The sequence below is a fragment of the Pseudoduganella lutea genome, assembly GCF_004209755.1.
Lineage (GTDB): Bacteria > Pseudomonadota > Gammaproteobacteria > Burkholderiales > Burkholderiaceae_D > Rugamonas > Rugamonas lutea.
Map to the genome: position 1 here is coordinate 4,694,263 of NZ_CP035913.1, position 19,832 is coordinate 4,714,094.

The 19,832-nt window shown below is 65.5% G+C and carries 18 protein-coding genes; 12 read left to right on the forward strand and 6 right to left on the reverse strand.

The window, feature by feature from the left end; all coding sequences use genetic code 11:
* The first annotated feature begins 6 nt into the window (after positions 1-6).
* From EWM63_RS19950 to EWM63_RS19960, 3 genes are read left to right on the forward strand one after another with little or no spacing between them, the layout of a single operon-like run.
* Positions 7-834, forward strand: a complete 828-nt coding sequence (locus EWM63_RS19950; RefSeq protein ID WP_130190493.1) for a DUF4198 domain-containing protein — start codon at positions 7-9, stop codon at positions 832-834.
* Positions 834-1,871, forward strand: a complete 1,038-nt coding sequence (locus EWM63_RS19955) for an FAD:protein FMN transferase (protein ID WP_229487386.1) — start codon at positions 834-836, stop codon at positions 1,869-1,871. Before EWM63_RS19950 ends, EWM63_RS19955 begins: the two co-directional genes overlap by 1 nt.
* Before the next feature lie 10 nt (positions 1,872-1,881).
* On the forward strand, positions 1,882-3,237 hold the full coding sequence (locus EWM63_RS19960; RefSeq protein WP_130188101.1) for a sulfite reductase subunit alpha: 1,356 nt from the start codon (positions 1,882-1,884) through the stop codon (positions 3,235-3,237).
* A gap of 247 nt (positions 3,238-3,484) precedes the next feature.
* On the opposite strand, the gene EWM63_RS19965 is transcribed toward EWM63_RS19960, so the two are convergent.
* From EWM63_RS19965 to EWM63_RS19990, 6 genes are all read right to left on the reverse strand, one after another.
* Positions 3,485-4,660: a DUF2325 domain-containing protein gene (locus tag EWM63_RS19965; RefSeq protein WP_130188102.1), complete on the reverse strand. Its 1,176-nt coding sequence runs from the start codon at positions 4,658-4,660 to the stop codon at positions 3,485-3,487.
* A gap of 2 nt (positions 4,661-4,662) precedes the next feature.
* Positions 4,663-4,989, reverse strand: coding sequence for a hypothetical protein (locus tag EWM63_RS19970; RefSeq protein ID WP_130188103.1), 327 nt, complete (start codon positions 4,987-4,989; stop codon positions 4,663-4,665).
* Positions 4,990-5,046: 57 nt separating this feature from the next.
* Complete coding sequence (hemP, locus tag EWM63_RS19975) at positions 5,047-5,229, reverse strand: hemin uptake protein HemP (protein WP_130188104.1); 183 nt, start codon at positions 5,227-5,229, stop codon at positions 5,047-5,049.
* A 178-nt stretch (positions 5,230-5,407) separates the two neighbouring features.
* Positions 5,408-6,211, reverse strand: a complete 804-nt coding sequence (locus tag EWM63_RS19980) for a Crp/Fnr family transcriptional regulator (protein ID WP_130190495.1) — start codon at positions 6,209-6,211, stop codon at positions 5,408-5,410.
* Between the two features lie 367 nt (positions 6,212-6,578).
* Positions 6,579-7,223 (reverse strand): response regulator, encoded by a 645-nt coding sequence (locus EWM63_RS19985; RefSeq protein ID WP_130188105.1) that lies wholly within the window; start codon positions 7,221-7,223, stop codon positions 6,579-6,581.
* A 133-nt stretch (positions 7,224-7,356) separates the two neighbouring features.
* Positions 7,357-7,824, reverse strand: coding sequence for a universal stress protein (locus EWM63_RS19990; protein WP_130190496.1), 468 nt, complete (start codon positions 7,822-7,824; stop codon positions 7,357-7,359).
* A gap of 340 nt (positions 7,825-8,164) precedes the next feature.
* Here EWM63_RS19990 and EWM63_RS19995 point away from each other — a divergent pair, with 340 nt between their 5' ends.
* The 9 genes from EWM63_RS19995 to EWM63_RS20035 all read left to right on the forward strand — a co-directional run bounded on the left by EWM63_RS19995 (position 8,165) and on the right by EWM63_RS20035 (position 19,786).
* Positions 8,165-9,007, forward strand: coding sequence for a protein phosphatase CheZ (locus EWM63_RS19995; RefSeq protein ID WP_130188106.1), 843 nt, complete (start codon positions 8,165-8,167; stop codon positions 9,005-9,007).
* Positions 9,007-10,929 carry a chemotaxis protein CheA gene (locus tag EWM63_RS20000; protein ID WP_130188107.1) on the forward strand — a complete coding sequence of 641 codons (1,923 nt, stop codon included), beginning with the start codon at positions 9,007-9,009 and terminating at the stop codon, positions 10,927-10,929. The genes EWM63_RS19995 and EWM63_RS20000 overlap by 1 nt, the downstream gene beginning before the upstream one ends.
* A gap of 344 nt (positions 10,930-11,273) precedes the next feature.
* Positions 11,274-12,677: a 3-isopropylmalate dehydratase large subunit gene (gene leuC, locus EWM63_RS20005; protein ID WP_130190497.1), complete on the forward strand. Its 1,404-nt coding sequence runs from the start codon at positions 11,274-11,276 to the stop codon at positions 12,675-12,677.
* Between the two features lie 112 nt (positions 12,678-12,789).
* Positions 12,790-12,912, forward strand: coding sequence for an entericidin A/B family lipoprotein (locus EWM63_RS20010; RefSeq protein ID WP_130188108.1), 123 nt, complete (start codon positions 12,790-12,792; stop codon positions 12,910-12,912).
* A 43-nt stretch (positions 12,913-12,955) separates the two neighbouring features.
* Complete coding sequence (gene leuD / locus EWM63_RS20015; protein ID WP_130188109.1) at positions 12,956-13,603, forward strand: 3-isopropylmalate dehydratase small subunit; 648 nt, start codon at positions 12,956-12,958, stop codon at positions 13,601-13,603.
* Positions 13,604-13,619: 16 nt separating this feature from the next.
* Entirely contained in the window at positions 13,620-14,693 is a 1,074-nt protein-coding gene (leuB, locus tag EWM63_RS20020) for a 3-isopropylmalate dehydrogenase (RefSeq protein ID WP_130188110.1), read from the forward strand.
* Between the two features lie 67 nt (positions 14,694-14,760).
* The gene (gene asd, locus EWM63_RS20025; RefSeq protein ID WP_130188111.1) at positions 14,761-15,888 is read left to right on the forward strand and encodes an aspartate-semialdehyde dehydrogenase; all 1,128 of its coding nucleotides are present in this window, start codon (positions 14,761-14,763) and stop codon (positions 15,886-15,888) included.
* 180 nt (positions 15,889-16,068) lie between these two features.
* A complete protein-coding gene (locus EWM63_RS20030; protein WP_130188112.1) occupies positions 16,069-16,809 on the forward strand; it encodes a PEP-CTERM sorting domain-containing protein in 741 nt (246 codons plus the stop codon).
* Between the two features lie 142 nt (positions 16,810-16,951).
* Positions 16,952-19,786 carry a motility hub landmark protein FimV gene (locus tag EWM63_RS20035; protein ID WP_130188113.1) on the forward strand — a complete coding sequence of 945 codons (2,835 nt, stop codon included), beginning with the start codon at positions 16,952-16,954 and terminating at the stop codon, positions 19,784-19,786.
* Positions 19,787-19,832 lie beyond the last annotated feature (46 nt).

The window sequence follows — 19,832 nt, forward strand, 5'->3', positions numbered from 1 at the left end:
AACATGATGCGTATTCAAAAAACCGTGATCGCGCTGGCACTGGCCGGCGCCGCGTTTGGCGCCCAGGCGCACAAGCCATGGGTGCTGCCGTCGTCGACGTTCGTCGAGAACGACCGGGAAGCGTGGGTCACCGTCGATGCCGCCATCTCGGAAGGCCTGTTCGACATCGACCACGTGCCCCTGAAGCTCGACGGCCTGACGATCATCGGCCCAGACGGCGCCACGCTGGAGCCGCAGAACGTGGCCAACGGCAAGCTGCGCAATTCGTTCGACGTGAAGATGGCGAAGAACGGCACCTACAAGATCGCCCTGGTGAACCAGAACGTGTTCGCCAGCTACAAGGTCAACGGCGAGATGAAGCGCTGGCGCGGCCTGGAAGCGAACATGGCGAAGGAAGTGCCGGCCGATGCCCAGGAACTGAAAGTGACGCGCACCAGCAGCCGCATCGAAACGTTCGTTACGGCCAACGAGCCGAGCGACGGCGTGCTGAAACCGACCGGCAGCGGCCTGGAACTGGTGCCGGTGACGAACCCGACCGAGCTGCGCGCCGGCGAGAAAGCCACGTGGCGCTTCCTGCTGGACGGCAAGCCCGCAGCGAACCTGCCCTTCAGCCTGATCCCGGGTGGCGTACGCTATCGCGGCACGCTGAACGAAGTGCGCTTCAATACCGATGCCAAGGGCGAGATCACCTTCAAGATTCCGGCCGCCGGCATGTACGTGGCGACGGCCAGCTGGCCGGCACCGCAGGCGCAGGGTAGCCAGGGCGGGCAACAGCAACAGCCGCCGGCGCGTCGCGTGACGTATTCGGGCACGGTGGAAGTGCTGCCCGAGTAATGGGCCAGGGGTTGCGCCGCACATTGCTGCCCCACGCGATCTCGCCCGAGCCGCCGCCCGCCGGCGCGCGGGTGCGGGCGTATCGCGGCCTCAGCATGGGCACGACCTGGTCGGCGCGGGTGGCCCAGCCGGACGCCGCATCGCATGTGTCTCCCCGTTTGTCCAGCGACCTGCAGGATGGCCTGCAGGCGCAGCTGGACGAGGTGGTGGCGCAGATGAGCCACTGGGACCCGGATTCAAGCCTGGGCCGCTTCAACCGCGCGCCGGCCGGCACCTGGCAGGTGCTGCCGCCCGCGTTCTTCCATGTGCTGGCCTATGCGCTGGACGTGTGCCGGGATTCCGGCGGCGCCTGCGATCCCTGTGCCGGCGCGCTGGTCAACCTGTGGGGCTTCGGTCCCGTGAACCGCTATGACGAGCCCGGCTTCGTGGCGCCGACGCCAGAACAGGCGCGGGCCGCGCTGCCGGCCGCACGCGTGCTGCTCGATCCCGTCAGCCGCAGCGCGCTGCAGCCGGGCGGCGTGCAGCTGGACCTCTCTGCCATCGCCAAGGGGTATGGCGTCGATTGCCTGGCGCGGTGGCTGGAAGAGCAGGGCATCCGCGACTACCTGGTGGAAGTGGGCGGCGAACTGCGCGGTGCCGGCGTGAAGCCCGATGGCCAGCCCTGGTGGGTGGCCCTGGAAGGCGTGGATGGCGCCCCCGACGGGGAGGAAGGCATCGTCGCGGCATTGCACGGACTGGCGGTGGCCACGTCCGGCGACTACCGGCGCTATTTTTTGCATGACGGCCGGCGCCATGCGCACACGATCGATCCGCGCACCGGTGCGCCGGTCGACCATGGCACGGCTTCCGTGACCGTGGTGGCCGCCAGTTGCATGGCCTGCGATGCCTGGTCCACCGCGCTGACCGTGCTGGGGCCAGTCGATGGCCTGGCATTGGCAGAACGGCGCGGCATCGCCGCCCGCTTCGTCGTGCGCATAGCCGATGGTTTCGTTGAACACCTGAGCTCGCACATGCGGACGATGCTCGATCTTGCATGAACGCTCCAGCATGATCCTCACGAACGATATGACCCGGCTGGCGCTGACCGCCGCCTGCTTCGCCGCGTATGGCGTGACCTGTTATTTGCCGTGGCTGCGCATGCGCCGCAAGCGCGCCGCCGCCGGTGCGGCCGCCGGGGATGCTTCCAGCTGGATCGTTGCCTACGCGAGCCAGACGGGTAACGGCGAGGAACTCGCGCAACAGACGGCGGCCACGCTGCGCCTCGCCGGCATTGGCGTGCGCGTGATGGAACTGGGCGACGTGACCGCCGCGACATTGCAGGGCGCCGGGCGGGTGCTGTTCATCGCCAGCACTTATGGCGAAGGCGATGCGCCCGACGGTGGCGCGGCGTTCGCCGGCAAGCTGATGACGCGCGCGCTGCCGCTGGAACGCCTGCACTACGGCGTGCTGGCGCTGGGCGACAGCAGCTACGCGCATTTCTGCGGCTTCGGCCGCGCGCTCGACGGCTGGCTGGCCGCGCAGGGCGCGCAGCCGCTGTTCCCGCGCGTGGAAGTGGACCGGGGCGCGTCGGCCGACCTGGCGCCATGGCGCCAGCACCTGTCGCACCTGGCGGGTACCAGCGACGCGCCGGACTGGGATGCGCCGGCCTTCGCACCGTGGCGGCTGGCCGCACGCCGGCTGATGAATCCGGGCAGCACGGGCGCCCCTGTCCACCACATCGAGCTGGAACCGGCCGCGGGTGCGCTGCCGGACTGGCAGTCGGGCGACCTGGTGCAGGTGGCGCCGCCGGCGCAGCCGGACCGGCCGCGCGAGTATTCGATCGCGTCGGTGCCGGGCGACGGCCGCGTCCACCTGCTGGTGCGGCTGCACCGGCACGACGACGGCAGTTCCGGCATCGCATCGGGCTGGCTGTGCGAAAGTGCCCCGGTGGGCGCGCTGGTGCCACTGCGGCTGCGGCAGCACCGGCGCTTCCGCCTGGAAGACAATGCCGCGCGGCCGCTGATCCTGGTCGGCAACGGCAGCGGCATGGCCGGCCTGCGCGGCCACCTGCGCGCCCGCGTGGCGGCCGGGCAGGGTCGCAACTGGCTGCTGTTCGGCGAGCGCCAGCGCGCGCATGACCTGCATTATGGCGACGAACTGGCTGGCTGGCAGGAGCAGGGCCTGCTCGCGCGGCTCGACCTCGCTTTCTCGCGCGACGGCACGTCCCGCACCTATGTGCAAGACCTGCTGCCACCCGCCGCCGACACGCTGCGCGCGTGGCTCGCCGACGGCGCCGCCATTTACGTCTGCGGCAGCCTGGAAGGCATGGCGGGCGGCGTCGACCGCGTGTTGCGCGACATCCTGGGCGCCAGCGCCGTCGATGCGCTGGCGGCCGAGGGCCGGTACCGGCGCGACGTCTACTGACCGGCAATCTTTCCCAAAACCGGGGTCAGACCCCAATCCGTGGCAATCTTTCCAAAAAACGGGATCAGGGGGAATACTGCCTTGCAGGGCAGTACCGCTACGCCGGCAAGGAGCGATGCTCCTTGAAACCCCGGCTGCGCCCCCGGTTCCAGACAATCTTTGCCGGGCGATATAGTGCGGGTGAAAAAAAGCCCCGCGCGAGCGGGGCTGGGGAAGTTCCGCACGGGGAAGTGCGGATGAGAGGTACTCAGGGAGCCAGTTCCTCGAGCCCGCGCTGCAGGCTGGAGATGCTGGGATTGTCGATGAACACGCAGCGCTTGCCGGTGCGCTTGCAAAAATCCTTCACGCGCCAGTAGGCACTGTGGCTGATGCAGCCGGTCTGGCAGATCACGAGATCGGCCGCGGCGAGACTTGCCTCGAGCTTGCCGGCGTTGTCTTCCAGCCCGCCATCGTGGTGGGCGAACTGGGCGCCGGCCCGCTCGATCAGCGTGCGGTACGACGCCACGTTGCCACTGCGCCCGCCCACGCACAGGATGCTGCGCTCCGTCAGGCGGATCGGCATGCGGATCACGTGTTCGATGGGCGCCGGCGGCGCGGGCTCCTCGTCGCGCGCCGGTGCCTGGGCCTGCGTCTGGGCTTGCGCCAGTTCGCGGCGCAGTTCGGCCACCTGTTCGCGCAGTTGCCGTTCGCGCTCGTCGCTCTGTTCGAGCCGCTGTACCAGGCGCTCGCGCGACGCCAAGTCGGGAATGGTGCCGCGCAAGCCTTCGAGTTCGTGCCGGAGTGCGTCGATGGTGCTGTCGCGGCTCACCAGCTGGGCGCGCAGTTGCATCAACGCCAGCGCATCGCGCTCCTGCTCGGCATTGCGTTCGAGCTGCATGGCGGCACTACGCTGCTGCATCTTCGCCAGCTCGCGCGTCAGCTGTCCGTTTTCCTCGACGACCGCGTTGAAGCGATTGATGTCCGCCCGGGCACAGGCGCCAGCCTGGTGCTGGATCATGTGCAGGTCGCGGCACATGCGTTCTTCCAGCTCGGGGGCGCAGCGGGGATGCGTCAGGCCGGCCCAGAACGCGCCGGCCACGTCGCCACCCGCCACGGCCGCTTGCCACAGTTCGCCTACCGCTTCGGTGGTGCGCGCGGCGCGGAAGCGCCCGATGACCTGGGCGTAGCGCCGCTCCAGTTCCTTCTGCAGCAGTTCGGACAGGCGGTTGCGCGTGCCGCACTCGCTGACGGCGCCGACGTGGATCTCGTAATCGTCGGCCAGGACCTGGCCGCCGGTGACCTTGCCGACCAGCTTGCGCAATGTGCCGATCGGCATCGATACGCCGACCAGCGGGCAGTGGCAGGTGTGGCCCAGTTCCCAGATGCGGCGCCGGCGCGACGTTTGCGCCTCCTGGGACGGCGTGGTTGCATGCTTGTCGCACATGGTCAGGCCACCTGCGGCGCGCGGCCCCGTGTCATCAGCCGCGCGAGGAAACCATCATCCTTTTTTTGCGGCGGCGGCAGCGAGCGCTCCACGACAGCGGCCCATTGTTCGGATAACTGCTGGCACGTGGCGGCCAGCACGGGCGACAGGCCCGGCAAGCCGGCCAGCGCCTTCAGGTGCCGCTCGATGACGGAAGCGAGTTTCACGCACCCCTTGCCGTCAGCCGTGTAATGCGACATCAGGTGCAGCACGGCGGACAGCATCAGTTCCGGCTGCTGCGCGCCGGTGGCGGGTGCCAGGTAGATCGGATCGGTATGGTCGATAGCCATCGTACTCTCCTCTAGAACTATCAGCTGGCGACGGCTCGCTGGAATGACTTGCCCGATTCAGGCGGTGAGAATGAGCTTGTTCAGCTGCGTGATGCGCAGGCGGTAGATGCGGCCCGCATGCTCGATTTCGACTTCGCGCTGGTCTTCCATCAGGCCGGCGGTGGTCAGGCGGCGCACAGGAACGGGTTGCCGGGCAGCAGGCACCGGCTTCGGTTGGTTGGCTTGGGTCTGCATGGTCATTTTCGCCTTAAATAAGAATGATTCGCATTTGCATTATTGGGCACCCCTGTCGGAAATGCAAGCGTTTTTTGGCGGGCACGTGGGGGAAAATCCCAGGCGCGCGCGCCGGTGTTGCCGACGCAAAAAAAAGGCCCGCCGAAGCGGGCCCAAGCTGGGTGAGGTAAACGTTAATGTGCTGTCAGACAGCGGCAGCCAGTTGTACCGGCGGCGTGGATGCCGCATCGGCGGCGGCCTTGGCTCGGCTGGCGGCGGACTTGCTGCGGGAACGGGAAGGCGGCAGGCGGCGCAGTGTCTTCAGCGCCTCCGGGTCCTTGATGCCGATCGTGCGCTGGTCGACCGTGATCAGGCCGATTTCATTGAAGGCCGACAAAGTGCGGCTCACTGTTTCCAGTGTCAGGCCCAGGTAGCTGCCGATTTCATGACGGGTCATGCGCAGGTTGAACAGTTTGCTCGAATAACCCATCTGGGCGAAGCGGTCGGCCAGCGACACGAGGAAGCGGGCCACGCGGGCTTCGGCGCTCAGCGCGCCCAGCATGCCGATCATGGCCTGCTCGCGCACCAGTTCGCGGCTCATCACGCCATACATCATGTGTTCGAGTTCCACGTGGACACGGCCCAGCGCGGTCAGCTTCTTGAACGGCAGCAGGATCAGGTCGCAGTCGGACAGGGCGACCGCCTCGGACGAGTAATGGCGGCTGTGGATGCCATCGACGCCCAGCATGTCGCCTTTCATCGGGAAGCTCAGCACCTGCTCGTTGCCGAATTCGTCGATCAGGACGGTTTTCAGGAAGCCGGAGTTGACGATATACAGCGTGTCGAACGGCTGGCCGATCGTATGGATGCGCTGGCCGGTCTTGAACTGTACGTGCTGGAACAGTAATTCCTCGGCGTTGACGGAGCAGGCCGCGGGAATATGCAGGAGGTCGCAGACTTCCTTCAGGTTCGACCAGAGACGGCCCTGGCGCTGGCGGCCCGCTTCCATGGCGGGGGATTGGGCAGCCGGGGAGGCGACTCGGGTTTCGGACATTTGCGTGGGGAGCATGCTTATCTCCTGATTTCAGGTCATGTATGTTCGGATTTAAAAGCGAATGTTTGAAGCTAAAACTGAAACAATTCCTGGTTTTGAACCCGGTTTTGAACTACCGGTATTTTTTTGCTGTTGCGGTCAATCCAAGTGGATTTGCGGCAACTCGCTTTGGAATGGTTTCAGTATGCCAACGGGGGGAGGGATGGATATCGGCAAGCGCTGAATGTGCTCGTAGGAGCCAGCGCCAAACTGTAGGAATACTCCTACTGGCCGAGACGGTGCTTCATAGAGAGGGGGAGGGCCCGCAGGCAGGCGCGGCGGGTCAGGATTTGAACGGCGACAGTAGTTTATGCGCCACTGCGTATTGAACCATTTCCGACAGTGAGCTCATTCCCATTTTTTGCATGATGCGCGTTTTATGGGTACTGACGGTTTTTACCGAGAGGTGCAGGCTATTGGCGATTTCAGTAATCGACTTGCCGGAAACGAGTAAGGAGAATACCTCGAATTCGCGGTCCGACAGTTGTTTGTGCAGCAGGCTTTCATTCGGCATCATGATATTGAGTGCCAGCTGCTCGGCGACTTCGGTGCTGATATATGGCCGGCCCGAGGCCACCTTGTGGATGGCGCCGACCAGCTGCGTGCCGGCACTCTCCTTGGTCAGGTAGCCCTGGGCGCCGGCGCGGATGGCGCGCACGGCGTATTGTTCCTCTTCGTGCATGGTGAGGATCAGCACGTTCAGCTTCGGGGCTTCGCTGCGGATCTGGCGGATCAGGTCGACGCCACTGCGCCCCGGCATCGACAAGTCGAGCAGCAGCAGGTCGAAGCCGCCCTGACGCACATGGCGCAATACCTCGAAGCCGTCGACGGCTTCGCCGACGATGTCGATATCGGGGGCACCGTCGAGGATGCGCTTGAGTCCTTCGCGCATGATGGTGTGGTCGTCTGCGATGACTATTCTGATCATGGGTGGTTTGGTGACACTCCGGTGTTGCCTGTCATCCCGGTGGCGCGGTCTGGAACCATGCGGGAGCAGAATGTGCGATATCGAGCAAAGGTTCGATGCGGCGACGGCGATTGTTGCGAGACTTGTGCAAGACCTATTCGGGCAGGGGTTCTTGCAGCAGCCGGTGCACGAGCACCGGGATCTTTGAATGCGACAAGACCTTGTTGGTGACACTCCCCAGCAACAGCTGGCCCCAGCCGCTACGGCCGTGGGAGCCGATGAAGATCAGGTCGCAGCCTTTTTGCGCGGCGATTTCGACGATTTTCAGGGCCGCGCTTTCGGCAAAGGCTGTCATGCTTTCGCACCGCACGCCTTTCTTGTCGCACGATGCGACGATCGATTGCACGTGGTCGCGGCCAGCGCGCGCCATGGCGGCGCGGTATTCTTCTTCGCTGGGGTAGCTTGGCGGAATGATCTCGACATAAATCGGGTACTGGTATTCGGGTGCAACAAACAGGGCGAGGACCTCGGCACCGAGTTGCTGGGCAAACGACACGCCGGCGCAGGCGGTCATACGGGAGACCGCGGAACCATCGGTAGTGATCAGAATTTTCCGGTACATGTCAGCTCCTCGAATACATGCGCGCCCCCATTGTAGTCGCGAATCGCGCTCTTGTCTGGATGTAAAGACTTGATCTTTCTCAATAGTGAGATGAAATTGGCACGAACTTGGCCCGAATGCCATGTTTGTACTTGATAAACATCAAAGCGAGCCGGCGACCCAAATACAACAGAAAAGCCGCCTTTTGCTGTTGCCGCGCGGGATTGACCGGACCGGGATTGAACAAGCGGACGACCCCCTGCTACACTCGCGGAAGTGCGTGAATATTGCCGAGCGTCATCACTCAAGACCCTTAGGCAGTTGATACGAAAGCATTTTTTGATTATGGAGAAGCAGGGATATGACCGACGCCGCTGATGATTTCGACGCATTATTCGAGGAAGTGTCCGCGCAGCGTGCCACCGCCTCCCCGGCGCCGGCGCCCGCACCCGCGCCGGCCGCTGCTGCCGGTGACGACCTGGAAAGCCTGTTCGACGAGATCGCCTCGACCCGTACCGCTCCCGCGCCTGCGCCATCGGCTCCAGCTGCCGCTGCCGTGCAGGCAGCCGACGCGCCGGCCGGCGAGGAAGGCCAGCAGGATGGCACCATGTTCGAACGCCTGGGCGGCATCGTTCGCCTGTTGCACGACTCGCTGCGCGAACTTGGCTACGACAAGGCGCTGACGGAGGCCTCGAGCCAGATCGTGGACGCACAGGACCGCCTGGAATACGTGGCCTCGCTGACCGAACAGGCTGCCAACAAGGTGTTGAACACGCTCGACGATGGCATGCCCGCACAGGACGTGCTGTCGAAGAAGTCCAAGGAAATGGAAGACCGCTGGGCCGCGCTGTTCGACGGCAAGCTCAGCATTGAAGAATTCAAGACGCTGGCCGGCGACTCGCGCGCATTTGCGCAAGCCGTGTCCGAAGCCACCGAAGCCGAGAAGGCGCGCCTGCTTGAAATCATGATGGCGCAGGATTTCCAGGATATCACCGGCCAGTTGATCAAGAAGGTGGTGATCATCACCAAGACGGTCGAGTCGGAACTGGCCCAGCTGCTGAAGGACAATGCGCCGCCTGACAAGCGCGAGCTCATTGCGCAGAAAGAGGCCCTGGAAGTGTCGCTGATGAGTGGGCCGTCGGCCCCGTCCGTGGCGCTGAACCAGGACAATGTGGACGACCTGCTTGCCGACCTGGGGTTCTGATGGACGATATGCTCAAGGAGTTCGTCGTCGAGGCGATGGACCTGGCGGTCAATGTCGAGGAGCACCTGCTGCATCTCGAACGCGATCCGCAGAACAAGGAAACGCTGAACGCCGTGTTCCGTTCGTTCCACACCATCAAGGGTGGGGCGGGCTTCATGAATCTCGGTGCGCTCGTGTCGGCCTGTCACCTGACGGAAAACCTGTTCGATGCGCTGCGCACCGGTGTCGCGCCCGTCACGCCGCTGTCGATCGAGGCGGCGCTCCAGGCGTCCGGCTTCGTGGCCGACCAGCTGGCGGAACTGAACAACGGCGCCGCGCCGGATAGCCTCGGGCCGATGCCGGCCGACCTGGAAGCGATCCTGACGGACGCCATCAATGGCAAGGAAAGCTCGGCCAAGCCGGCGGCGAAGGCCGCGCCGGCACCGGCCCCCGTGGCGCCGCCGGCACCCGCCGCGCCAGCCGCGACGGCACCGCGTGCGCCGTCGGCCGATGGCCTGGACTGGGAATCGATGTACGAGGCGGTCGTGCCGCCGGGAACGTATGCGCGGCCCGCCGGGGCACCTGCCGCCGCACCGGTTGCTCCTCCCGCCAGCGCTGCCGTCAGCGCTCCCGTGGCGCCTGCCGCCGAAGCGCCGGCCGCCCCGGCGCCCGTTGCCGCACCGTCCGTCGATGCGTCCGGGAAGAAATGGGATGGTGTCGAGCGCCGCGACGAAGCCAAGGCTGCCCATGCCGCGCCCGCGAAAGAGGAAAGCATCCGTATCGACGCGGTCAAGCTCGACGCGCTGCTGGAAGTGGCCGGCGAATCCGTGCAGGCCGCCAACCAGGCCGCCGTGCTGCTGGAGCGCCTGCAGCAGTTCAAGTTCGAAGGCCAGGCCGCCACGCTGATGTCGGCCCTGACCGAAACGCTGGAACGGGCGTCGCGCTATTCGACGGAACTGCAGCGCGCCACGCTGGCAACCCGCATGCAACCGGTCGGCAGGCTGTTCCAGAAATTCCCGCGCCTGGTGCGCGAACTGGCGAAAGACCTGGGCAAGGAAGTCGAACTGGTCATCGAAGGCGCGGAAACGGAAGTGGACCGCGTCGTCGTCGACAGCCTGTACGATCCGCTCGTGCACATGCTGCGCAACGCGCTCGACCACGGCGTGGAAGGCCCGGACGCCCGTATTGCCGCCGGCAAGAACCCGAAGGCAACGATCCTGCTGAAAGCGTGGCAGGAAGCCAACAGTGTGATGATCGTGCTGCAGGACGACGGCAAGGGCATGGACCCGGCAGCGCTGCGCCGCAAGGCCGGCGAGAAGGGGCTGATCTCGCCGACCGCGAACATGACGGACGACGAGTCGTACCAGCTGGTATTCCTGCCGGGCTTCTCGACGAAGGAAGTGGCATCGTCCGTTTCCGGCCGCGGCGTGGGCATGGACGTGGTGAAGACCGCCGTCGAGAAGAACCGTGGCGCGATCCACATCGAATCGGCGCTGGGCAAGGGCACCAAGTTCGCGATCCGCCTGCCGATCGAGCTGTCGATCGTGCCGACGATGCTGGTATCGACCTCCGGCGCGCTGCTGGCGCTGCCGATGGCCGTCGTCGAGCGCGTGGTGGAACTGCCGGAAACGTTCAACGAAGTGGGCGGTGCGCCGGTGATGAAGGACCAGGGGCGGCCGCTGCCGGTGCGTTCGCTGGCCAATGCGCTGGGCTATGAACTGTCCACCGAACGCGTGGGCATCGTCATCAATGCGCCGCAGCCGTACATCCTGGCCGTGGGTGCCGTCGACGGCACCGCCGACCTGGTGATCAAGCCGATGACGGCGCTGACCGTCGAAGGCGTGACCGGTACCGCACGCTCGGCCGAAGGCGAACTGGTGCTTGTCGTGGGCCTATCGTTCCTGATGGATGGTTGCAGGAGCAGCGTGCGCATGGCAGCATAAAGAGTTCGCCAAGCAAGTCACCCGAAAAAGCCTGCGACCGCAATCGCAGGCTTTTTTGCTTTCTAAACTAAAATATTGCTTAGAACCGGGGTCAGACCCCACTTTTGCGAAACATTTCCTGGATCCGGGGTCAGACCCCGGTGATGAGAAATGTTTCCTCGAAAATAGGGTCCGTCCCCATTTTCGCCATTTTCGGAGCAACAATTCGCAACACCGGCGCCCTAGGCGCGCAGCAGGGAAATGCAAGGGACCGCGGCCCACGAGGCGGAAAGTCGGCTTGTTTTGCAGCGCACAAACTGTGGCATAATCAAAACGGAACTTTCTACACACAGGCAGCAAGCAGCATTATGAAGACGCTTTACGACAAACTCTGGGAATCGCATGTGGTGCGCACGGAGGACGACGGCACCGCCATCCTGTACATCGATCGCCACCTCGTGCATGAAGTCACCAGCCCGCAAGCCTTCGACGGCCTGCGCGCGGCCAACCGCTCTCTGTGGCGCCTGTCCGCCAACCTGGCGGTGGCAGACCACAACGTGCCCACCACCGACCGCTCGCACGGTATCGAGGATCCTGTTTCCCGCCTGCAGGTGGAAACGCTGGACAACAATACCAAGGAGTACGGCGTCACGTACTTCAACATGAACGACAAGCGCCAGGGCATCGTCCACGTGATCGGCCCGGAGCAGGGTGCCACGCTGCCCGGCATGACCGTCGTTTGCGGCGATTCGCACACGTCCACGCACGGCGCCTTCGGCGCGCTGGCGCACGGCATCGGCACTTCCGAAGTCGAGCACGTGCTGGCCACGCAGACGCTGCTGGCGAAGAAATCGAAATCGATGCTGGTGCAGGTCGACGGCGAACTGCTGCCCGGCGTGACCGCCAAGGATATCGTGCTGGCCATCATCGGCAAGATCGGTACCGCAGGCGGCACCGGCTACGCGATCGAGTTCGGCGGCTCCGCGATCCGTGCGCTGTCGATGGAAGGCCGCATGACGGTCTGCAACATGGCGATCGAAGCGGGTGCGCGCGCCGGCATGATCGGCGTCGACGACACCACGATCAATTACGTGAAGGGCCGCCCGTTCGCGCCCGTGGGCCCGCACTGGGAACGCGCCGTCGAATACTGGCGCACGCTGCACACCGAGCCGGGTGCGAAGTTCGACTTCGTCGTCACCCTCGATGCGGCCGAGATCAAGCCGCAGGTGACCTGGGGCACGTCGCCCGAGATGGTTGTGCCGGTCGATGGCCGCGTGCCCGATCCCGACCACGAAAAGGACACGGTCAAGCGCGAGGCGATGGAAAAGGCACTGGTCTACATGGACCTGAAGCCGAACACGGCGATCGAGGATATCCGCATCGACAAGGTGTTCATCGGTTCCTGCACCAACTCGCGTATCGAAGACCTGCGCGCCGCCGCCGCCGTCGTGCGCGGCAAGCAGCGCGCCTCGAACGTGAAGCTGGCGATGGTGGTGCCGGGTTCCGGGCTGGTCAAGGAACAGGCCGAGCGCGAAGGGCTGGACACGATCTTCAAGGCCGCCGGCTTCGAATGGCGTGAGCCGGGCTGCTCGATGTGCCTGGCAATGAATGCCGACCGCCTCGATCCGGGCGAGCGCTGCGCGTCCACCTCGAACCGCAATTTCGAGGGCCGGCAAGGCCAGGGCGGGCGCACCCACCTGGTGTCGCCGGCCATGGCCGCCGCCGCCGGTATCGCCGGCCACTTCGTCGACATCCGCGCGATCCGCTGACCTGATCGACCCCAACGGCAGAGTCCGGGGTCAGACCCGCCGGGTCTGACCCCAGTATTTGCGGTTGGGGTGAAAGCAAGCGCTACCCAAACTTTCACAAGAAGTCAGAACCATGAAAACCCTGTTCGCCATCGCCCTCGCCACCATCGTCCTTGCCGGTTGCAACACCGTTGCCGGTTTCGGCAAGGACGTACAGAAGGTTGGCCAGGCCGTCGAACGCGGCGGCAAAAAATAACACCGCGGCGCGGCCTGGTGCCGCGCTCCACCAAGAGAGCAGCATGGACAAATTTACGATCTACGAGGGCCTTGTCGCCCCGCTCGACCGCTCGAACGTCGATACCGACGCCATCATCCCGAAACAGTTCCTGAAATCGATCCGCCGCACGGGCTTCGGCCCCAACCTGTTCGACGAGTGGCGCTACCTGGATCACGGCGAGCCCGGCATGGATAATTCCAATCGCCCGCTGAATCCGGACTTCGTGCTGAACCAGCCCCGCTACCAGGGCGCGTCGATCCTCCTCACGCGCAAGAACTTCGGCTGCGGCTCCTCGCGCGAACATGCGCCGTGGGCGCTGGAGCAATACGGCTTCCGTGCCATCCTGGCGCCCAGCTTTGCCGACATCTTCTTTAACAATTGCTTCAAGAACGGCGTGCTGCCGGTCGTCTTAACCGAAGCGCAGATCGATCATCTGTTCGACGAAGTCAAGGCCTTCCCCGGCTACCGCCTGGTGGTGGACCTTGAGCAGCAAGTCATCCGCTCCCAGGACGGCAAGATCTCCTACCCCTTCGAGGTCGACGCCTTCCGCAAATATTGCCTGATGAACGGCCTCGACGATATTGGCCTCACGCTGCGCCACGCGGACACCATCCGTGCGTTCGAGGAGCGGCATCTGGCAAGCCAGCCCTGGCTGGCCAACTCGATCTGAAAACGGGTATACAACAATGAAAATCGCAATCCTGCCGGGCGACGGCATCGGCCCGGAGATCGTCGCCCAGGCTGTCAAGGTGCTGAACGCGCTCGACGAGAAATTCGAACTGGAAACCGCGCCGGTCGGCGGTGCCGGCTATGAAGCGGCCGGCCATCCGCTGCCGGACGCCACGCTGGCGCTGGCCAAGGCGGCCGATGCCGTGCTGTTCGGCGCCGTCGGCGACTGGAAGTACGACACGCTGGACCGTCCGCTGCGCCCCGAACAGGCCATCCTCGGCCTGCGCAAGAACCTGGGCCTGTTCGCCAACCTGCGCCCGGCGATCCTGTACCCGGAACTGGCCGGTGCTTCCACGCTGAAGCCCGAGGTGGTATCGGGCCTGGACATCCTGATCATCCGCGAACTGACCGGCGACATTTATTTCGGCCAGCCGCGCGGCGTGCGCGAATGCCCGGACGGCCCGTTCAAGGGCCAGCGCGAAGGTTTCGACACGATGCGCTATGCCGAGGGTGAAATTCGCCGCATTGCCCACGTGGCGTTCCAGGCCGCGCAAAAGCGCGACAAGCGCCTGACCAGCGTCGACAAGGCCAACGTGCTGGAAACGTTCCAGTTCTGGAAAGACATCGTCACCGACGTGCACAAGGAATACCCGGACGTGGCGCTGGACCACATGTATGTCGACAACGCCGCGATGCAGCTGGTGCGCGCGCCGAAGAAGTTCGACGTGATCGTCACCGGCAACATGTTCGGCGATATCCTGTCCGATGCCGCAGCGATGCTGACCGGCTCGATCGGCATGCTGCCTTCGGCCTCGCTGGATGCGAACAACAAGGGCCTGTACGAACCGTCGCACGGCTCCGCGCCGGACATCGCCGGCAAGGGCATTGCCAATCCGCTGGCCACGATCCTGTCGGCGACGATGATGCTGCGCTTCTCGCTGGGCAAGGCCGAACAGGCCGACCGCATCGACAGCGCCGTGAAGGCCGTGCTGGCGCAGGGCCTGCGCACGGCCGACATCTACGAGGAAGGCACCACGAAAGTGGGCACCGAGCAGATGGGCGACGCCGTCGTCAAGGCGCTGGCGAAGTAAATACATGTACACGGAACGCGCCGCTGGTGCGTTCCAGTAGAACATCCAAAACTCCGAGGGTAATAAAATGAAATTAGTAGGTCTGGTAGGCTGGCGTGGCATGGTGGGCTCGGTCCTGATGCAGCGCATGCAGGAAGAGGGCGATTTCGACCACATCGAACCGGTCTTCTTCTCCACGTCGAACACGGGCGGCAAGGCCCCGGCAATGGCGAAGAACGAAACCACGCTGAAGGACGCCACCGATATCGACGAACTGAAGCGCTGCGAGATCATCATCTCCTGCCAGGGCGGCGACTACACGAGCGAAGTGTTCCCGAAACTGCGCGCGGCGGGCTGGAACGGTTACTGGATCGACGCGGCGTCCACGCTGCGCATGGACAAGGATTCGGTCATCGTGCTGGATCCGGTCAACCTGGACGTCATCAAGGATGCGATGACGAAGGGCGTGAAGAACTTCATCGGCGGTAACTGCACCGTGTCGTGCATGCTGATGGGCCTGGGCGGCCTGTTCAAGGCCAACCTGGTGGACTGGATGACGTCGATGACGTACCAGGCCGCATCGGGCGGCGGCGCGCAGCACATGCGCGAGCTGCTGACCCAGTTCGGCACCATCAACGCTGCCGTGAAACCGCTGCTGGACAACCCGGCTTCCGCGATCCTGGAAATCGATCGCCAGGTGCTGGCGACCCAGCATGGCCTGTCGGCTGAAGAAACGAAACAGTTCGGCGTGCCGCTGGCCGGCAACCTGATCCCGTGGATCGACAAGGACCTGAACAACGGCCAGTCGAAGGAAGAGTGGAAGGGCGGCGCCGAGACCAACAAGATCCTCGGCCGCGGCGAAGGCTTCGGCTCCAAGGCGATTCCGGTGGACGGCCTGTGCGTGCGCATCGGCGCGATGCGCTGCCACTCGCAAGCGCTGACTATCAAGCTGAACAAGGATGTGCCGCTGGACGAGATCAACGACATCATCGCCAACGACAACCAGTGGGTGAAGTTCGTGCCGAACACGCGCGAAGCTTCCGTGCGCGACCTGACCCCGGCCGCCGTGACGGGCAGCCTGACGATCCCGGTCGGCCGCGTGCGCAAGCTGTCGATGGGTCCGGAATACATTTCCGCGTTCACCGTCGGCGACCAGCTGCTGTGGGGCGCGGCCGAGCCACTGCGCCGCATGTTGCGCATCGTGCTGGACAAGTAATCCGCCGCTTGGCATGCCAGGAAAACCGGGCCGCGAGCCCGGTTTTTTTACGTCGACAATTCAGCTCGGCCATGTAATGCGTTGCGTTACACATACAGGTCGGATGCAAGCGTATCCGACCTCGCCATGCGATCGAAAGCCTGCTAGGCTGAATGATCACAATGACAAGCGAGGCCTGACATGACACGCACGCTCGTTGCCGGGTCCGTCCTGGCGGTATTGTTCGGCAACGCGCTCGCGCAAGACTCGACCGCGCAGGCTTCGCTGTCGGATTACAGTTACCAGCTGATCGATCTGGACCCAGCCGATGGCATTGCGCCATCCATCGCATTCCCCATCAACAGGCGGGTTGCCGCGACCAGCGTCGCCGCGCGCTATGGCGACGAACAAAGCAATGACGAACAGCCCAGCACCGCAGGCGAACTGGTGTCGTCATCACAGGTCGCCGGCAGCGCCCAGGCGATGGCCTGGTTCAGTGGCGACACGATGGGGGCTTCCGGCAGTATCGGCGAGGCCGGCATCTACCAGGCGGTGGGTCTCTGGGAGGCGTTCTACATACTGAGTCCCCGCACCAAGTTGATCTTCACCGGTCACGCCACCGGGTCGCTTGGTATCGGCGCCCCGGTGCCGGGGCAGAACAGCGCGGCGGTCGTAACGGTACGCTTCACGCCTTCCGACGATGGCACGCCAAGTCTCTATTCCCGGATCCTGTCGACGTACAACCCCGGCAGCGGCACGGCATTCGATGACTGGATCCAGGTCGAGTTCGTAAACGACTCGAGTCTCGACCTGATTTCCGAATTGCAGATATCGGCCAGCGCATTTGCCGTCGTCAGCGTGGTTCCTGAACCGTCGAGCTATCTGATGCTGGGTACCGGCCTCGTCCTTGCCGGAGGCATGCTGCGGCGCCGCCGCGCTTGAGAAACGAATTGAGAAACGAACCGAGCCTTTCATAGGGGGCGCGCGCTCCGGGAGCGGCGCTTGCATGCTCACGGGCATGATGTTATGTTGGGACGTCCGGCCAAGCCCCGGCCGCCCGTTGCCAACTTAACACCATAAGAATATGCCCGTATATAAACGCTCCAGGGTTGCTTCGTTTGCGTTGTCCGCACTGGCCAGCGCCGTCATCGGCACAGCCATCCTCCCACCGGTGCATGCCGCCGGCCTCGGCAAGCTTACTGTGCTGTCCGCCCTGGGGCAGCCGCTGCGCGCCGAAATCGAGCTGACGGCCGTCACGCCGGCAGAGGCGACCGACCTGGCCGTGAAACTGGCGCCACTGGAAGCTTTCAAGGCGGCGAACGTCGAATTCAACCCGGCATTGCTGAACCTGCGCTTCGATATCGAGCAGCGCGATGGCCGGCGCTTCATCCGCGTGACATCGGCGCAGCCGGTCAACGAGCCGTTCGTCGACATGCTGCTCGAGCTTTCCTGGGCCAATGGGCGCCTGGTGCGCGAATACACGTTCCTGCTGGATCCGCCGGAGATGCGCAACCCGCAATCGCCGCAGGTGGCGGCACCGGTCGATGTCAACCGCGCCGCCGCGCAGGCCGGGGCGCCTGCCACGCCATCCGCGCCGGCCCCGGCCCCGGCGCCCGCCCAGCCGGCGCGTGCACCAGCGCCGGCCCGGGAAGCTGCCAACGATATCCGCGTCAAGCGGGGCGACACGCTGTCCGGCATCGCCAGCGGTATCAAGCCGGCCGACGTGTCGCTGGACATGATGCTGGTGGCCCTGTATCGGGCCAACCCCGAGGCGTTCAGCGGCCGCAACATGAATCGCCTGAAGTCGGGCAGGATCCTGTCGGTGCCGGATGCGGAGGCGGTGCGCGGCACCGACCGTTCCGAGGCGCGCCGCGTCGTCATCGCGCATGCCGCCGACTTCAATGCCTACCGCAACCGCCTGGCCAGCCAGGTCGAGGCGGCCACGCCGGCCCAGGCCCAGGCGCCGCAGCAAAGCGCCGACGGCAAGATCACGGCCAAGGTCGAGGAACGGCCGAACGCCGTCAACGAAGCGCAGGACCAGCTGAAGCTGTCGAAGGCGGGCGAAGCAGCGGGCAAGGCCGGTACCGAGGACAAGATCGCGAAGGAGCAGCAGGTGGCCGATGCCGCCGCGCGCGTCAAGGAACTGGAAAAGAACGTCAGCGATCTCGAGAACCTGATGGCGGTGAAGAGCCAGACCGGCGCGGCGGCGCAGGAAGGCGCCGTGCCGGAAATGGACAACCGCGGTACGCCGGTCGCGGCCGCGCCGCAGCCGGTCGCGCCCGCTGCCACGCCGGCAGCGGCGCCAGCCAGGCCGGCCGCCCCGCCGCCCACGGTCGTGCCACCGGCGCGCATGGAGCCGGGCATCATGGATGCGGTCAAGGACAACATCGCCGCGCTCGGCATCGCGCTGGCGGCGATCCTCGGCGGCACGGCGCTCATCCTGGCGCGCCGCCGCAAGGCCGCCCTCGCCCCCGTGGTGCAGAAAGTGCCCGTGGCCGTGCCGCCGGCCGATACGGCCGGCCAGTCGCTGTTCGCCGAACCGGGCGGGCAGAGCGTGGACACGAGCAACAGTGTGTTCAATTCGAACTTCGCGCCCTCCGCCAGCCAGCTCGACATGAACGAAGTCGACCCGGTGGCCGAAGCCGACGTCTACATCGCCTATGGCCGCGATGCGCAGGCCGAGGAAATCCTCAAGGAAGCACTGCGCACGCACCCGGAACGGCATGCGGCGCGGTTGAAACTGCTGGAGATCTACGCAAACCGCAACGACCTGCGGGCGTTCGAGGTGCAGGCCAACGAACTGTATGCGCTGACCAGGGGGCAGGGCGACGAGTGGGCACAGGCCGCGGCGCTGGGCCGTTCGGTCGACCCGGACAATGCGCTGTACGGCGCGCAGGGTGGCGCCGGTCCGCTGGCGGCGACCGTGGCCGCGGCGGGTGCCGCGGCGCTTGCCACCGATGCGGCCCGTTCCGTCCCGCCTGGCGGCGATTTCGCCACCGCGCTGGACGACGCGGCGCGCGCCCGTGCCGCCGAACAGGCACCGCACGAAGGGCTCGACCTCGACCTGAGCAAGGAGCCGGCCCCCGAGACCGCCGTCAGCGCGCTCGACTTTGATTTTGCCGAGCCACCCCCGCCGGCCGCGGACGATCGCCTGGCGGACTTCGATTTCAGCGACGCCACCGCGCAACCGGACGCGCCGGCCGCCGGGCAGGAAGGCGCCCCGGCGCAGCCGAAGGTGAGCGAGACCAACGACGCAGACCATTACCTGGACTTCGACCTGGGCGGCCTGGATCTCGAAGAATCGCCGCAACAGGCTGGCAAGGGGGAGAGCCAGACAACCGGCAAGGCGGCCGACGATCCCGCGCCCGCCACGGCCGATCCGCTCGACCTGGCCTTCGACCTGCCGCCCGAGCCGGCGCGGCCGGCCGCGGCACCGTCACCGGATTTCGACTTCGACCTGCCCGAAGACAAGGCTGCCCAACCGGCACCCGCCGCCGCGGCGCCGGGCGCCGACCCGCTGGCCGAGCTCGACCTGATGGACTTCGACGTGCCGCCACCGGCGCCCGCCACGCCGGGCACTGCCCAGCCGGCCGATCCGGCACCGTCGCTGAACGCGCTGGATCATGGATTGCCCGACCTGCCGCCGGCACCGGCCACGGCGCCGCCGCCGCCGGAATTCGACCTGTCCGGCATCGACCTGGACCTGGATGAAACGGCCACGCCGCAAGCCGAGCCCGTTTCCACGCCCGCTGCGCTGACACCGCAGCAAATGGAAATGGATACCAAGCTCGACCTTGCTGTCGCCTATCAGGAAATCGGCGACAAGGAAGGCGCCCGCGAACTGCTCGACGAAGTGCTGCGTGGCGGCAGCAGCGAGCAGGTGGCGCGCGCCAACCAGATGCTCGCGCAACTGGGATGACGGACAACGGCCCCGGCTTGCAGCCCGGGGCCGGCCAGGTGCGGAT

Bases quoted from the DNA above. Each gene is read 5' to 3' on its own strand.
- EWM63_RS19985 (WP_130188105.1), bottom strand. From the start codon at position 7,223: ATGATCAGAATAGTCATCGCAGACGACCACACCATCATGCGCGAAGGA.
- EWM63_RS19995 (WP_130188106.1), top strand. From the start codon at position 8,165: ATGACCGACGCCGCTGATGATTTCGACGCATTATTCGAGGAAGTGTCC.
- EWM63_RS19955 (WP_229487386.1), top strand. From the start codon at position 834: ATGGGCCAGGGGTTGCGCCGCACATTGCTGCCCCACGCGATCTCGCCC.
- EWM63_RS20010 (WP_130188108.1), top strand. From the start codon at position 12,790: ATGAAAACCCTGTTCGCCATCGCCCTCGCCACCATCGTCCTTGCCGGT.
- EWM63_RS19990 (WP_130190496.1), bottom strand. From the start codon at position 7,824: ATGTACCGGAAAATTCTGATCACTACCGATGGTTCCGCGGTCTCCCGT.
- hemP (WP_130188104.1), bottom strand. From the start codon at position 5,229: ATGACCATGCAGACCCAAGCCAACCAACCGAAGCCGGTGCCTGCTGCC.
- leuD (WP_130188109.1), top strand. From the start codon at position 12,956: ATGGACAAATTTACGATCTACGAGGGCCTTGTCGCCCCGCTCGACCGC.
- EWM63_RS19980 (WP_130190495.1), bottom strand. From the start codon at position 6,211: ATGGAAGCGGGCCGCCAGCGCCAGGGCCGTCTCTGGTCGAACCTGAAG.
- EWM63_RS19970 (WP_130188103.1), bottom strand. From the start codon at position 4,989: ATGGCTATCGACCATACCGATCCGATCTACCTGGCACCCGCCACCGGC.
- asd (WP_130188111.1), top strand. From the start codon at position 14,761: ATGAAATTAGTAGGTCTGGTAGGCTGGCGTGGCATGGTGGGCTCGGTC.
- EWM63_RS19960 (WP_130188101.1), top strand. From the start codon at position 1,882: ATGATCCTCACGAACGATATGACCCGGCTGGCGCTGACCGCCGCCTGC.
- leuB (WP_130188110.1), top strand. From the start codon at position 13,620: ATGAAAATCGCAATCCTGCCGGGCGACGGCATCGGCCCGGAGATCGTC.
- EWM63_RS19965 (WP_130188102.1), bottom strand. From the start codon at position 4,660: ATGTGCGACAAGCATGCAACCACGCCGTCCCAGGAGGCGCAAACGTCG.
- EWM63_RS20035 (WP_130188113.1), top strand. From the start codon at position 16,952: ATGCCCGTATATAAACGCTCCAGGGTTGCTTCGTTTGCGTTGTCCGCA.
- EWM63_RS19950 (WP_130190493.1), top strand. From the start codon at position 7: ATGCGTATTCAAAAAACCGTGATCGCGCTGGCACTGGCCGGCGCCGCG.
- EWM63_RS20030 (WP_130188112.1), top strand. From the start codon at position 16,069: ATGACACGCACGCTCGTTGCCGGGTCCGTCCTGGCGGTATTGTTCGGC.
- EWM63_RS20000 (WP_130188107.1), top strand. From the start codon at position 9,007: ATGGACGATATGCTCAAGGAGTTCGTCGTCGAGGCGATGGACCTGGCG.